The 14,309-nt window shown below is 65.2% G+C and carries 16 protein-coding genes; 5 read left to right on the forward strand and 11 right to left on the reverse strand.

Going from position 1 to position 14,309, the window contains the following annotated elements:
- Positions 1–5 precede the first annotated feature (5 nt).
- Positions 6–1,484 (forward strand): FAD-dependent oxidoreductase, encoded by a 1,479-nt coding sequence (locus M1247_RS17570; RefSeq protein ID WP_317157644.1) that lies wholly within the window; start codon positions 6–8, stop codon positions 1,482–1,484.
- Complete coding sequence (locus M1247_RS17575; protein ID WP_317157645.1) at positions 1,481–2,005, forward strand: quinone oxidoreductase family protein; 525 nt, start codon at positions 1,481–1,483, stop codon at positions 2,003–2,005. Before M1247_RS17570 ends, M1247_RS17575 begins: the two co-directional genes overlap by 4 nt.
- 33 nt (positions 2,006–2,038) lie before the next feature.
- Here the strand turns inward: M1247_RS17575 and M1247_RS17580 are convergent, their stop codons facing one another.
- Both M1247_RS17580 and M1247_RS17585 read right to left on the reverse strand, forming a co-directional pair.
- Positions 2,039–3,127 (reverse strand): GGDEF domain-containing protein, encoded by a 1,089-nt coding sequence (locus M1247_RS17580; RefSeq protein ID WP_317157646.1) that lies wholly within the window; start codon positions 3,125–3,127, stop codon positions 2,039–2,041.
- A gap of 87 nt (positions 3,128–3,214) precedes the next feature.
- Positions 3,215–4,036: a YggS family pyridoxal phosphate-dependent enzyme gene (locus M1247_RS17585; RefSeq protein WP_317157647.1), complete on the reverse strand. Its 822-nt coding sequence runs from the start codon at positions 4,034–4,036 to the stop codon at positions 3,215–3,217.
- A gap of 57 nt (positions 4,037–4,093) precedes the next feature.
- On the opposite strand from M1247_RS17585, the gene M1247_RS17590 reads away from it, so the two are divergent.
- Complete coding sequence (locus tag M1247_RS17590) at positions 4,094–5,392, forward strand: aminotransferase class I/II-fold pyridoxal phosphate-dependent enzyme (protein ID WP_317157648.1); 1,299 nt, start codon at positions 4,094–4,096, stop codon at positions 5,390–5,392.
- A gap of 26 nt (positions 5,393–5,418) precedes the next feature.
- On the opposite strand, the gene M1247_RS17595 is transcribed toward M1247_RS17590, so the two are convergent.
- From M1247_RS17595 to M1247_RS17605, 3 genes are all read right to left on the reverse strand, one after another.
- The gene (locus M1247_RS17595) at positions 5,419–6,303 is read right to left on the reverse strand and encodes a dihydrodipicolinate synthase family protein (protein WP_317157649.1); all 885 of its coding nucleotides are present in this window, start codon (positions 6,301–6,303) and stop codon (positions 5,419–5,421) included.
- Positions 6,304–6,340: 37 nt separating this feature from the next.
- On the reverse strand, positions 6,341–7,126 hold the full coding sequence (locus M1247_RS17600; protein WP_317157650.1) for an aldolase: 786 nt from the start codon (positions 7,124–7,126) through the stop codon (positions 6,341–6,343).
- Between the two features lie 219 nt (positions 7,127–7,345).
- Positions 7,346–7,873: a helix-turn-helix domain-containing protein gene (locus M1247_RS17605; RefSeq protein ID WP_317157651.1), complete on the reverse strand. Its 528-nt coding sequence runs from the start codon at positions 7,871–7,873 to the stop codon at positions 7,346–7,348.
- A 113-nt stretch (positions 7,874–7,986) separates the two neighbouring features.
- Here M1247_RS17605 and M1247_RS17610 point away from each other — a divergent pair, with 113 nt between their 5' ends.
- A complete protein-coding gene (locus M1247_RS17610) occupies positions 7,987–8,409 on the forward strand; it encodes a nitroreductase family deazaflavin-dependent oxidoreductase (RefSeq protein ID WP_317157652.1) in 423 nt (140 codons plus the stop codon).
- Between the two features lie 3 nt (positions 8,410–8,412).
- On the opposite strand, the gene M1247_RS17615 is transcribed toward M1247_RS17610, so the two are convergent.
- The 4 genes from M1247_RS17615 to M1247_RS17630 form a co-directional block, all read right to left on the reverse strand.
- Positions 8,413–8,703 (reverse strand): DUF732 domain-containing protein, encoded by a 291-nt coding sequence (locus tag M1247_RS17615; RefSeq protein WP_317157653.1) that lies wholly within the window; start codon positions 8,701–8,703, stop codon positions 8,413–8,415.
- Positions 8,704–8,854: 151 nt separating this feature from the next.
- Positions 8,855–9,547, reverse strand: coding sequence for a cysteine hydrolase family protein (locus M1247_RS17620; RefSeq protein ID WP_317157654.1), 693 nt, complete (start codon positions 9,545–9,547; stop codon positions 8,855–8,857).
- 40 nt (positions 9,548–9,587) lie between these two features.
- Positions 9,588–10,322: an SDR family oxidoreductase gene (locus tag M1247_RS17625; protein ID WP_317157655.1), complete on the reverse strand. Its 735-nt coding sequence runs from the start codon at positions 10,320–10,322 to the stop codon at positions 9,588–9,590.
- 15 nt (positions 10,323–10,337) lie between these two features.
- Complete coding sequence (locus tag M1247_RS17630; protein ID WP_317157656.1) at positions 10,338–10,919, reverse strand: SDR family oxidoreductase; 582 nt, start codon at positions 10,917–10,919, stop codon at positions 10,338–10,340.
- Positions 10,920–11,068: 149 nt separating this feature from the next.
- On the opposite strand from M1247_RS17630, the gene M1247_RS17635 reads away from it, so the two are divergent.
- Positions 11,069–11,974, forward strand: coding sequence for a helix-turn-helix domain-containing protein (locus M1247_RS17635; protein ID WP_317157657.1), 906 nt, complete (start codon positions 11,069–11,071; stop codon positions 11,972–11,974).
- On the opposite strand, the gene M1247_RS17640 is transcribed toward M1247_RS17635, so the two are convergent.
- Both M1247_RS17640 and M1247_RS17645 read right to left on the reverse strand, forming a co-directional pair.
- Positions 11,928–13,373 (reverse strand): DHA2 family efflux MFS transporter permease subunit, encoded by a 1,446-nt coding sequence (locus tag M1247_RS17640; protein WP_317157658.1) that lies wholly within the window; start codon positions 13,371–13,373, stop codon positions 11,928–11,930. The two genes, M1247_RS17635 and M1247_RS17640, sit on opposite strands and share 47 nt — an antisense overlap.
- Before the next feature lie 146 nt (positions 13,374–13,519).
- Positions 13,520–14,305, reverse strand: coding sequence for an IclR family transcriptional regulator (locus tag M1247_RS17645; RefSeq protein WP_317157659.1), 786 nt, complete (start codon positions 14,303–14,305; stop codon positions 13,520–13,522).
- Between the last annotated feature and the right edge of the window lie 4 nt (positions 14,306–14,309).

A 14,309-nucleotide genomic window follows, 5' to 3' on the forward strand; every position in this document is an offset into this window, starting at 1 on the left:
ACTCGATGAATGCGGCCGAATCCTCGGATACCGAAGTTCTCGTCGTCGGCGCAGGCCCGACCGGCCTGACCACCGCAGTCGAACTGGCACGGCGCGGCGTGAAGGTTCGCGTCATCGACGCCGCGGCGGCCCCGACGGTCGAAACCCGCGCACTGGGTGTTCAGCCCAGGACACTCGAACTCTTTGAGCAACTGGACCTTTCACACGCCGCAGTCGCCGATGGTGTACCGGTCACCAACTTCAGGGTGTTCAGTGAGAACAAGCAGTTCCTCGACCTCGACCTGCGCGGCCTCGACTCCGGTTACCCGTACCTATTGATGCTGCGACAACCCCAGGTCGAGGCGCTTCTGCGAGGTCGCCTGGCCGCGCTGGGTGTCACCGTAGAGCGGGGTGTCGCGTTGACCGCGCTGACACAGGGCCCCGGTGAAGTCGAAGTGGAGCTGCGCCATGGCGATGGCAGTACTGAGCAGGCCAGGGTGCCATGGCTCATAGGCTGCGACGGCGCGCACAGTGTGGTGCGGCACCAGCTCGACATCCCGTTCATCGGTCAGGCCTTTGAAGAGAACTTCGCCGTGGCCGATGTCGAGATGGACTGGTCATTACCGCACGACGTTTTCTATTCGTTTCTCAACCGCGGCAACTTCGTGGCGTATTTCCCCATGCCAGAAGGACTGCACCGGCTCACGATCGCATACCGGCCCGGCGAGGCTCCGTCCGGCGACGTCGACTACGACGAGCTTCAGGAATCCGTCAATCGCTGCGCGCCGCCGGGCTCCCGGGTTGGCGAGGTCACCTATGCCGGGCGGTTCCAGATCCATCAGCGCAAGGTCGCTCGGCATTCGGTTGGTCGGGTGTTTCTCGCCGGCGATGCGGCGCACGTGCATTCGGTGGTGGGAGGACAGGGCATGAACACCGGCATCCAGGACGCGTTCAACCTCGGCTGGAAGCTTGCGGCGGTGGTCAACAGCCAGGCGCGCGCCGAGCTTCTCGACACCTATGCTGCCGAACGCGCGCCGGTGGCGCACCGATTGGTCAAGGGAACCCGTCGGGCCACCCGGATGACGCTGTTGCGCAATCCTCTTGCCACAGCCGGACGCCGCCATATCGCCCCACACGTGACCTCGCAACCGGTAGTGCAGCGTGTCCTGCGACGAGCGCTGACCCAGCTCGACGTCTCCTACCGCGACGGCAGCGGTGGCACCAACTCCACCGAATTGTCCAGCGGCGACAGGTTTCCCAACATCAGCGTGCTGCATCATTCGAAGTACACACTGTTGTACCGCGGCGCCGAACCCGCCGGGCTCCGCGATGTCATCGGCGAACACCTCGACCTGATCGACATCCGGCAAAACTCGGATGACCAGGAACTCGGCAACGGATTGACCCTCGTCAGGCCCGACGGCTATATCGCCCTACTCAACTGCGCCACACACGAACTCAGCGAGTACCTGCAACACACCCTTGGACGGAGGAACCTGGTATGAAAGCGATCCGCATGCACACAGTCGGTGGGCCGGATGTTCTCCAGGTCGACGAAGTCGACACTCCCCGGCCCGGTGCCGATCAGGTCCTGATCAAGGTCGAGGCGGCCGCCGTGGCGTACGGCGACATCATGAAACGCCGTGGCGACTTCGGTCACGACCTGCCGCTGCCATCTGGCCTGGGACTCGCGGTCGCCGGAACCGTGTCGGCCCTCGGTCCGGATACCGCCGCGACGGCCCCGGGCACCAGGGTGCTCGCGTGGGTTGAACACGGGTACGCCGAGTACGCGGTCGCACCGAGTGGGGCGACCTTCCCGTTGCCGGACGGTGTCGACAGCCGAACGGCTGCCGTCCTACCGGTGCAAGGGCTGACGGCGTACCAGGCGTTGACCGACGCCGGCTTCGGTGCGGCCGACGGCGAGCCGGCCCCGATCGCACAGTGCCTTCCGTTGGGCAGTGCCGCCGACGCGCACACGGCGATCGGCGAACGCCGTACCATCGGCGCCACCGTTCTCCTGCCTTGAACGGTCAACTCAGGCGCTGGGCGCCAACTGTCGTCAATCCTGAGGGTCCGTGTCGGTGATCAGCGTCGGGTAGTAGGCCTTGGTGGTGCGGTTGCCCCCGGCGGCCCGGGACTCGTTCATCGCGCGAGTTGCCCGGTCGACCAGGGCGTTGACCACCTCCTCGGCGGGGTGATCGGCGGCTGGACGCAGTGGGCTGCAGGCGGCTCCGATACTGGCCGTCAGCCGCATCGGTGTGGTGGCGATCGAGCCACGGATCCGGTCCAACAGCGGTGACGGGTCGTTCGTCTTGAACACGTCGGCGATCAGAAAATCCCGGTCGGTCACGTGCGCCAGCGGCACCTTGTGACGCACCGTTTCGCGCAGTGCGCGTGCGACCGCGACGCGCGCACTGAGCATGCCGTGCACACCTTCCATATCGGCCAGCAGCGCGATGTCGTCGATGGATACCGCGACGACGACGAGGTACTGGTCATCGTGGCGGCTCGCCGAGCCGAACATTGTCGCGGTGACCATGTCGAACGCCTGCCGATCGAGTAACCCCGTCAACGGCTCGATCTCGCTGGGATGTCGCACGTTGTCGGGGTCGGCCAGCCGTACCGCCATCCGGCACATCGACGACGTGAACGTCAGCACGAGGGTGACGATGATGACCCCGCTTATGCCCAGGAAGACATCGGTCATCGCCACCCGCACACCGAGATACACCACGACAATCGCGCCGGCCAGGACCGTCAGCGCCATCACCCGTCGGCTGTGCAGAAAGGCGGCGTAGCTGGTGATCATCGCGTACACCGACATGCCGAGTAAACCGATCACCGGGTTGGCCAGCATCAGACACGTCGTGATGATGCCCAGTCCCCCGACCACCAGGATCAGCCATGACTCGTTGCGGCTGGGCCACTGCAGCCGCCACCACCGCCAGGCCATGAGGAGCCCGCACGCGGTGACCGCGAAGGCGGCATATCGAACGGCACCCTGCGGACCTGCGGAACTGCCCAGCATGAGCACCGGCACCACGCATAGGCACAGCATGGAAACGGCGTTGAGCCGGCGCATCCTGGAGTGAAGGTCCAGCGCCGCCAGATGGGCGGTGCGTGCGTAGTAATGGTCGAATGTGCTCATGCCGCGACCTCCGCCGTACGGGCGACGGCAGAGGTAAATGCCGCTCGGCGGCCCGTGATCAGCGCCACTGCCGAATTGTGCCACACATCACTTTGCCGCGGGTCCGCCATCGACAGGCAACTCCGACGGACCCTCCGCGGTTGCCGGCCAGTAGTGGCTGTCGGGCAGGTTTCGCGCACCGAAGATCGCCTGGCCGACCCGCACGCACGTGGCGCCTTCCTCGATCGCCACTGCGTAGTCGCCGGACATGCCCATGGACAGCTCACCCGGCCCCACGAGATCCAGTTCGCGGGCCTCGTCGCGCAGAGTGCGCAGCAACCGGAAGCATGGGCGTACACGCTCGGCGTCGGAACTCAGGACCGCGATCGTCATCAACCCTTGCACGCGTAGGGCACCGTAGTTCGGCAGCGTCTTGAGAAAAGCAACCACCTCGTCGGGCGGCAGCCCATACTTCGACTCCTCCCCCGACGTGTTGACTTGTACATAGACATCGAGTTGTCGACCGAGGGCATCCAGCCGCCGATCCAATGCCTCTGCCGCCCTGGTGTTGTCGAGAGCCTGGAACTCGACGGCGAACTCGGCGACATCCTTGGCCTTGTTGGTCTGCAGATGACCGATCACCGACCACTGGACGTCGAGATCAGACAGGTTGCGCCACTTGCGCTTGGCTTCCTGAACCTTGTTCTCGCCGAGCAGCGTGCAGCCGGCGGCAACAGCGAGGCGGATACGGTCCTCCGGCACGGTTTTGCTCACCGGCAACAGGCGCACCTCGTCGGGGGCGCGGCCCGCCCTCTTCAGTGCGGCGTCGATCCGGCCTCTGACGTCGGCAAGGTTGCGGGTGAATTCGGCGACGGTGTTCGCCGTCGGAAAACTCGACGACGTCCCGCCGACGCCTGCCGCATTTGACATAGGACAAACAGTAACATGGCCTGTGCGGTCTTCAGAAGCGGCTACCGTGGAGGCGACATGAACATCACCGGCAGCACCGCAATCGAAATCGCCGCCAGCGTCCGACGATTGGTCGACGCGGGAACCCTTGCGCCCGGCGCGTCGTTGCCGCCGGTGCGCGATCTCGCGCAGCGACTGGAGGTCAACCGCAATACGGTCGGCTCCGCCTACCGGAAGCTGGTGCACGCGGGCGTCGCGGTCACGGGCCGCAGAGCCGGTACTGTCATCGCCGGCCGCAACGGGAAAGTCGACCAGGAGGGGTTCACCCCGGATACCACGTTGCGTGATATCGGCAGCGGCAATCCCGCCCTGTCATTTCTTCCCGCACCGGTTTCGCTGCGGGTACCCCAGTCGCGGATTCTCTACGGCGAGTCGACTGTCGATCCGATCCTCGCGGAATGGGCGGGCGCATGGATTGCCGCGGACCACCCACGCCCTATGCGTCTGACCGTGACCGGTGGCGCGGTCGATGCCGTCGAGCGCTTGCTTGCCCAAGCCCTCACCCAGGGAGACGGGGTGGCGCTGGAAGATCCCTGCTTTCTGGCCAGCATCAACACCGTCCGCCTCGGTGGGTACCGCCCGATCCCGGTAACCGTTGACGCACAGGGGATGACGGTCGACAGCCTCCGCTCGGCCCTCGAAGCGGGTGCTCGTGCGGTGGTGTGCACGCCCCGGGCACACAACCCCACCGGGGTCAGCCTCTCCACCACCCGAGCCCGCGCGCTCAGAAGCGTCCTGGCCGATCACCCCCACGTCCTGGTCATCGAAGACGACCACTATTCGCTGCTCTCGATGTCGAAGTATCACAGCCTCATCGCTCCGACACGTACCCGATGGGCACTGGTGCGAACCGTCTCGAAGTTCCTCGGACCAGACCTTCGCGTCGCCGTGGTCGCCAGCGACGATCACACGGCCGAACAATTGGCCACTCGGATCGGTCCCGGTCGGACGTGGACGAGTCACGTGCTGCAGCGCGCCGCGGTAGCCATGTTGACCGATCCGGCCACCCTCGAACTCATCAGCCGTGCCCGCGAACACTATTCGGAGCGCAACCACCATTTCGCCCGGCTGCTTCAAACCCGCGATCTCAAAATCGTCATCGGCGACGGTCTCAACGTGTGGCTGCCCGTCACCAGCGATGTCCGGACCGTGTCCGAGCAACTGCTGAAGCGCGGGTGGATCGCCCGGACCGGTGACAGCTTTTCTCTGACCCGCGCCGCGCATGGCGGCCATCTGCGACTGACCGTCCACGAACTCGATGACGCGCAGGCCGCTGCGCTCGCCGACGACCTCGCCGCAGCCCTTTCCCCGAGCTGATCCGACGGGGAACGAGCGGCTGAGATCTACTGCGCGACAAGGAGCCGACGCAGCTCGCCTTGTCCACGTTCATCGAGCGGCAGCAGCGGCAGCCGTGGCACACCGACGCCCCGCCCCAGCAATTCGAGCCCACCCTTGATCGTGGTCGGTAGACCGCCTGCGACGATGAATTCCAGCAGCGGACGCAGGTCGTCATACAACGACTCGGCGCGAGCGTCGTTGCCCGCGCGGATCGCGTCATAGAGGTCAAGGCACGGCTGCGGACGCAGGTTGGGCGCAGCCGTGCACCAGCCTTTGGCACCCGCGCGGAATGCCTTGAGCGCCAACGGGTTGTTTCCGTTGTAGAAGGGCAGTTGGCCGTCACTGAGCTCGGCGATGCGCAGCATCCGCGACAGGTCACCGGTGGATTCCTTGACCATGGCGACGTTGTCAATGTCCTTGAACATCTGCACCAGCAGTTCGGGACGCATGTCGATTCCGCTGGTGGCGGGGTTGTTGTACACCATGATCGGGATGCCGATCGCTGCACCGACCGCTGCGTAGTGCTGCGCAATCTCGCACTCTGACAGTTTCCAGTAGGAAATGGGCAGCACCATCACTGCGTCGGCGCCCGCCCGCTCGGCGTACTGTGCGCGACGAATCGTGTTGGCAGTCGTCAGATCGGAGGCACCGATGATGACGGGCACCCGGCGTCCGACCACACCGACGGTGGTGTCGATGACGGCATCGAACTCGGCTTCGGTGAGATACGCCGACTCCCCCGTGCTGCCGAGCGGGACGATCCCGTGCGCTCCGTCGGTCACCAGCCGTTCGACCAGGGATGCGAGTTTTCCCGTGTCGACATCATTGTCGTCGGTGAAGGGCGTGACCGGGTAGGCGAGAATTCCGTGGATTTCGGTGTCTGTGGCCATATTGGTTCCTTTGGGTCGACTTCAGTGGGTATGGAGGTCAGCTGGTCAATGCGTCCGGGTGGTTGCGCAGGGCGCGCCGCGCGTAGTAAGCGAAGTTCGCCTGGCTGCGCTTGGGACGCAGCGTCCAGTCGTGGGCCTCGCGCGCCAGCCGCGGCGGCAGGTCGGCGATAGTGCCGGCCGCCATGGCGGCCAGCTGCAGTTTGGCGCCGCGTTCGATCAACATTGCCAGCGAGCACGATTCTTCGATACTGGCTCCGGCGATCACATGGCCGTGGTGGGCCAACAGAATCGCTTTCTTGTCCCCCAGCGCGGCGCTGATGATCTCGCCTTCTTCGTTGCCGACCGGGACACCGGGCCAGTCCGCCAGGAATGCGCAGTCGTCGTACAGCGGGGCGATGTCCATCTGCGACACCTTCAGCGGCACTTCCAGCATCGATAGCGCTGCGACGTGGAACGGGTGGGTATGCACGATGCACTGCACATCCGGCCGTGCCCGGTAGATCCAGGTATGGAACCGGTTGGCCGGGTTCGCCATTCCCTCGCCCTCGAGAACGTTGAGATCCTCGTCGACGAGTAGGAGATTGCCTTCGCTGATCTCGTCGAAACCCAGTCCCAACCGTTGGGTGTAGTAAGTACCCGGCTGCTCTGCCCGGGCGGTGATCTGGCCTGCCAAACCGGAGTCGTGGCCTGCGTCGAAGAGCGCCCGGCAGGTCAAGGCGAGCTTCTGCTGTGTCGTCAGGCTGGATTCCTCGATGTGGGTGGACAACCCATCGAGCGCACGCTGCATCAAGTCTTTCTTCGAATCACCAAGTGTCGTCGTCATCCGAGTACCCCTTTCCGAGTGGAGAAACTTGAGGTGACACGCTGAAGACTGTAGGACACTTTGTGTCCTACAGTCAATGATGTTGAGGAGACGCGCGCCTGGAGCGAATATCGAAGTGCTTACCGAACGCCCAACACAACAGCGAGACGATGAGCACGGTGCAATGGGCATGCCGACATCTCAGGACAGCCCCGCAGAGCTGAACCGCACGTCGGCGGATTACCGATTGCGGGTGTAATCGGCGTGCGTGACCACGAGCACCTCGCTACGCGCACTGCCCCGCTGGCGCAACTGATGCGGCAGCGAGGAATCGAAATATGCACAATCCCCGGCGTCCAAGGTGACCAACTGGTCGTCATAGCGCAGCTCGACCGTCCCCGCGTGGACAAACACCAGTTCCTGCCCGCCGTGTTCAGGATGAGGATGGTCGGCGAACTTGAGCGTGGGATGGACGATGAACGGAGACATCGACTTTCCGAGCATGGTGGCCGCCACCGCGTGGTAACGACTGACCTCCCGGTCTGTTGCGCGATCCACCGACAACGTCGTTGCCGCCTGGTCCTCGGAGAACAGTTGCGCGACATCGACCTCGAGCACCCGCGCCAACCGCATCGCCACCGCGATCGACGGCGTGGAACGCCGGCGTTCGATCTTGGACAGGTAACTCTTGGTCAGATCCGTCTCCGCGGCGAGCTCCTCCAGCGTCATACCGCGCTGTTGCCGCACCGCACGCAGCAGAGCACTCATCGCACCTCCGGTCGAATCAGGCCACCTCAGGCGGCATTAGGACATGTCGTGTCCTACGGGTGACTATAAACCGCAACCGGAATAACAGAGGGTCCTCCGGCGTTTGGCCGGTTGTGACTGAACATGCGGAGTTGAGCCCCACCGATTGGGTACGCGAACAGACCGAAAAGATCATCGAGCAGGGCACCACCGATGGAGTCGAGGTCATGGACCGCCCGGTGGTCCTGTTCACCACGACAGGCGCCAAGTCGGGTAAGAAGCGCTATGTGCCGCTGATGCGGGTTGAGGAAGACGGCCGCTACGCCATGGTCGCCTCCAAAGGTGGCGATCCTCAGCACCCATCCTGGTACTTCAATGTGAAGGCCAACCCCACGGTGACCGTGCAGGACGGCGAGAAGGTCGTCACGCTGACCGCCCGCGAAATCGACGGAACCGAGCGGGAACATTGGTGGAAGCTGGCCGTTGAGGCCTACCCGCCCTACGCGGAGTACCAGACCAAGACCGATCGGTTGATCCCGGTTTTCGTCCTCGAATAAGTCTCAGCCGGGGGCCTGCGTGCAGAAGGTGCCGCGAGCGGCTCTCAGCACGCTGGCCGCTTGGTTCGGGGTGGCGGCGTACTGGACTGCAATCGCGTCGATCACCTCCGGTGACCGTTGCCCGGTGTAGAGCATGCGACACACCTGCCGACCAACCAGCAACAGCTGGTCGTCGTCGCCGGGAAAGTTGCCACGAGCCGCATCGAGGAAATTGAGGTCATCGGAGGTCAGGGGAATCGGCCAGGCAGTTGCCGGCGCAGCAGTGCTGCCGAGCAAGGCGCCCGCCACCGCCACACCAGTGAGTATGCGGATATTCCATTTCCCGATAGGCACAACTACCCCCGTTTCCGCGCCTCGCCAGACAGACTCAGGGCTGTGCTCTGCGAACCGCATAAGCACTCTAAACGGTTTGCCACCAGCGTCCGCACGATTTGGCGGTAATGGACTATTCGAGCAGTTGGGTGTCGAAACCGAGAAACTCGACGAACTGCTCTGAAGTGATCACCGGTGCGAAATATTTGTTGATTCGTTCGAACGCGGCCTGCTCTTGTTCGACCGTCTCCGCGCCGGTGGCATCTCCGATGATGATCGGCGAGTAGCCGAAGTCCCTGGCGACGCGCGCATTGCCTTCGACGCACCAATCCAGGTGTGTACCGGTGATCACCACGACCTCGATACGTTTGCGCGTCAGCTCCAGTGGCAACTGGGTTCCGATGAAGGCCGACTGCAATCCCATTTCGAGAAACTCGTTGTCGCCCGGCTCGACAAGTTCACGTAACTCGGCGATCAACTCGTTGTCCCAGGCGATCTGTTCCGGGCCGGCCTCATCGCCCTCGGTCCAGGCCGCGTACTGAACCTCGTCCAGCGCCGATTTCGGATAGTCGTCGCGATACTCCGAATATCCGACCCAGTTGAACGAGCGGAAGTTCGGCGCCTTTCGGGCTGCCCGCACCGCGCGAACAGTGGCAGGCAGGCTGCCTCTCAGGTCGTGGCGCTCCCCGTACAGCTTGCCGCCGGGTGAGTACACACAGTTGTTCTGCGCGATCGACAAGAATGCCGCCGGCCGAGACAGCAACTCAGGAAAGTCGAGTTTCTGCCAGTACGGCGCGAGCTCGGGGATGAGGTGGGCGGTCGACACCTGATGAGGATAATCCCAGTCGAGGACGTTGACCGGCCGCTCAGTGCATGCTGGCCGCGGGGCGGACGACGATCTCGTTGACGTCGACCTCGGGCGGTTGCCCGATCGCGAAGGCGATGGCGTCGGCGATGGCTGCGGCAGGAATCGCGATCGCCCGATATTCGCGCATGGCCGAACGCGCTTGCTCGTCTGAGATCGATTCGGCGAGTTCGGATTCGGTCACACCGGGCGAAACCACGCTGACCCGGATGTCACCGGCGCTCTCCTTGCGCAGGCCTTCAGAGATCGCCCACACCGCGAATTTCGTCGCGCAGTAGACCGCGGCGGTCGGTTCGACCTCGTGGGCGCCGATGGACGCGATGTTCACGATGTGCCCGCCGCCCTGTGCCTGCATGACAGGCAATGCCGCACTGATTCCGTGCAATACGCCGCGGATGTTCACGTCGATCATCTGGTTCCACTCGTCGACCCGGTTCTCGGCCAGAGCAGACAGCGGCATCACCCCGGCGTTGTTGACCAACACATCTACCCGGCCGTAGGTGGCCACCGCGTCGGCCACGAAGCCTCGCATGTCGGCGGGATCGGTGACGTCGAGGCGGCGGGAGGACGCGGTGCCGCCGGAGTTCGCAATTCCGTCCACGAGCTGCTGCAACCGGTCGGTGCGCCGGGCACCGAGGAAGACGCGGTGCCCGGCGGCGGCCAGTCTCCGGGCGGTGGCGTCACCGATCCCGCTGGAGGCTCCGGTGATCAGCACGGTCTTGGCAGATTCGTTCATTATGAAGCTCTTTCGTCAGATGGCTTGCTGGGCGGGCAGGATGGTGATCTCGGTGAGGTTGACGTGGCGGGGCACCGAGGCGATGAAGGCGACGGTCTCGGCTACATCGGCCGCGCTGAGCACGTCGATGTCCTCGATCAGGTCGGCCATCAGTTGTGTGGCATCGGGATCGGTGACATGTAGCGGCAATTCGGTATCGACCATGCCGGGTTCCACCGTGGCGACCCGGACGTTCTTGCGGCCCAGCTCAACCCGCAGCAGCCTGGTCAGCTGGCTGATGTAGGCCTTGGTGCCCGAGTACACCGAGAACTTCTCCAGGACTCGCGTCGCAGCGATCGAGGAGGTGGTGATCAGGTCGGCGGCGGCGCTGACCGCCGCACGGTCGGTGACGTCGAGCGGCAGGGCCAGGGCGGTGCCGCCGGCCGCGGCGATGCGCTCGGCGAGCGCTTCCAGGCGATCGGCACGGCGGGCGGCGAGGACGACTTCGGCCCCCAGCGCGGCCAATCGCTCTGCGGTGGCCGCGCCGATACCGCTGGAGGCGCCGGTGATGACGGCAACCCTGCCGGTCAGTGGTGTCGAGGTGAGCACGGTGGCCATGTGGTCCCTTTCTCGAATACTTGTGGTTCGTCACCAACACAACCTCCCGGGCGGCCTCGATGGGGCGGTCAAACCGGCCCGGCATATCGGGGGACAAACTGGGCCACTTTCGCCGTCGACAACGGGCGCGTACCCGGCAGACTGGCACCATGACCGACCGGAAGTCTTCGGAACTGGCGGAATTCCTCAGCGCACGGCGAGCCCAGCTGAGCCCACCCGAGGTGGGCCTGCACGACGGGGTCTCGCGACGCCGGGTGCCGGGGTTGCGCCGCGAGGAACTGGCGCGGCTGGCCGGGGTCAGCGTCGACTACTACACCCGGCTCGAGCAGGGCCGCAGCCGCAGCGCCTCGACCGATGTGCTCGATGCCCTGGCCGCGGCGCTGCAGCTCAACGATGCCGAGCGCCAGCATCTGCATCAGTTGGCCCGGCCCCAGCCCGCGCAACGCAAGCGGCGCGTCAAACCCCAATCGGTGGATGTGGCCACCCTGCGCCTGCTCGAGCGCCTCGACCGGGTGTGGTCACCGGCGTTTGTGCTGGGCCGGCGCCTTGATGTGCTGGCCCACAACCGGCTCGCCGGGGCGCTGATCACCGAATTCCGGGAATTACCCGCCCCGCAACGCAATCAGGCCAGGTTCGTGTTCTTCGACCCGCACGCACGTGAGCTCTACGCCGATTGGGATGAGGTGGCCGCCGACACCGTGGCCATGCTGCGCCTTGACGCCGGTCGCTATCCCGACGACGACAAGCTCTCAGCGCTGGTCGGCGAATTGTCGATCCACTCGGTGGAGTTCCGCAGGTGGTGGTCCAACCACACCGTGGAACGCCGCACCACCGGCACCAAGGCCTATCACCATCCGCTGGTGGGCGATCTCACAGTCGATTACCAGGCGTTGAATCCCTCGGCCGATCCGGACCAGATCCTGATCGTCTACACCACCGAACCCGGGTCGGCCGATGAGACCGCGCTGCGGCTGCTGGCGAACTGGCACGAGGGCGAACGTGCCCGCGTCAGTGCGTCGGCGTGCCACCCGCGGGACTCGGACGCGGCGCCGTGAAGAACGCGGCGACCACGGCCGCCACCCCGATCACCGCCGCGGCCAGGAAAGCCGCGTGCACGCCGGGCAGATCCGGCGCCCCGCCCAACTGCGACGCCTTGGTCATGACCGTCACGAACAGCGCGGTACCCGCCGCCCCCGCGACCTGTTGCAACGTCGTCAGGATGGCACTGCCATGTGAGTAGAGCCGGTCGGGCAGCACGCCGAGCGCGTCGGTCATCAGCGGCGTGAACATCATCGACAAACCCACCATCATGACCGTCTGCAAGGCCACCAGTTCCCAGATCGGGGATACCGCCGACAACGCCGTGAAACCCCACAGCGACGCGCACAGCAGCACCGAACCCGGCACCACGAGCACCCGAGCGCCGTGACGGTCGTAGGCGCGGCCGACCAATGGTCCTGCCACGCCCATCAGCAACCCGCCCGGCAGGGTCGCCAATCCGGCAACCAGCGCACTCTTGCCTAACACGTCCTGGACGTACAGCGGGACCATGATGATCGCGCCGAACAACCCCATGAAGCCGAGGACCACCAGGCCCAGCGACACCGAGAACCGCCGGTAGGTGAACGGACGCAGATCGAGGAACGCCCGGTCACGTCGTTGCAGCTGCACCTGTCGAGCCCCGAAGAGCACCATCGCCACCGCGCCGACCGTCATCGGCACCCACGCGGGTACGCCCTGCCGGCCGTGGGCGGACTCCCCCAGCAGTGAGAGCCCGAACACCAAGCCCGCGAACGCGATCGCCGACACCGGTACCGAGATGGCATCGATCGGCGTCGGTTCCTGCCGTTCGTCGTCGACCCGCAGCCATGCCAGACCGGCCGAGAGCGCAACGAGCGCGATGGGCAGCACGATCCAGAACATCCACCGCCAGTCCAGCGAGCCCAGGATGAACCCCGACAGGGTGGGCCCGATCGCCGGTGCGACAGCGATGACGATCGTGATGGTGCCCATCATCTGCCCGCGCCGATCGGCGGGGATCAATGTCATTACCGTCGTCATCAGCAGCGGCATCATGACGGCGGTGCCGCAGGCCTGCACGATGCGTCCCACCAGGAGTACCGCGAAACCCGGTGCCACCGCGGCCACCAACGTCCCGGCACAGAACAACGCCATCGACGCCACGTAGATGCCACGCACCGGGAAACGCTGCAGCAGCGAGCCGGACATCGGGATGACGACGGCCATCGTCAGCAGGAAACCGCTGGTGAGCCATTGCGCCGTACTCGCGGCAATGTCCAGATCGACGATCAGGGCCGGGAGCGCGACGCTCATGATCGTCTCGTTGAGGATCATCACGAACGCCGAACCGACCAGCAGCGCGATGATGACGTTGGCACTCGACTGGGCACGCGGTTGCGTCGCGATCTCCCCCGTGCTCGGGCCCGTCCCCATTCCCAAACTCCTGTCTCCCCCGAGCGTCGTCTGTGCGGCTCCCCAGGGTAGGCGGGACACCCGCCGTCAGGGAAACGAGTTTGTGCCGAGGCCGCCCCGTCCCGGGCTGACATGATCGGTCGGTCCCGGGCTCCGGTGCCGCCATCTCACTGCGGCGGCCCGCCTCCCAACGTCCGGGTGATCTGTTCGGCATAACCGACCACCAGATCCACCCACGCCTCACATTGTTGACGCGGCATGCGGACCGTGGGTCCGCTCAGGGTCAACGCGCCCAGAATGTCTCCGGCGGAGTCGAACACGGGCGCTGACAGACCGGACGCCGAATCCTCACGTTCGCCTGTGGTGATGGCGTAGCCGTCGGACCGGGTACGCGCCACCAGGCCGGCCAGTTCCTCGGCGCTGGTCACAGTACCTTCGGTCAACGGCTCCAGCGGCGCACTCAACACCTGCTCTGCCAGGTCGGGGTTCCACGCCAGCAGGACACGCGACGCCGACCCGACGTGCAGCGGAATGACCTTTCCGACGTACATGTTTCGGCGCAGCGCGTGATGGGTCTCGGCGACCGCGACGCATACCCGAAAGTTCTGCTCGACGGTGAAGAAGCACGCAGTCTCGCCGGTTTTGTCCCGCACCTCCTTGAGCACCGGATTCACCACCGCGAGTACATCGACGTCTTTACGCGCCGTCGCCGCCCAGTACGACATCCGGATGCCGACGCGGATCTGGTCACCGACACGGTCCAGCATCCCGTGGGCGACCATGTTGCTGACCAACCGCTGCACGGTAGAGGTGGGAAGCCCGGTGGCCTGCTGGATCTCTCCGAGCGTCAGCGCCGGTTGCGCCAGCGTGAACGCGTCCAGGATTTCGGTGATCTTCGTCAGCACCAGCAGGGTCTGCTGCTTGCCGGACGGATCCACTGCTTCCCTTGCCATGTCG

Source organism: Mycobacterium appelbergii (assembly GCF_032883035.1).
In the GTDB taxonomy this organism is placed as follows: Bacteria; Actinomycetota; Actinomycetes; order Mycobacteriales; family Mycobacteriaceae; genus Mycobacterium; species Mycobacterium appelbergii.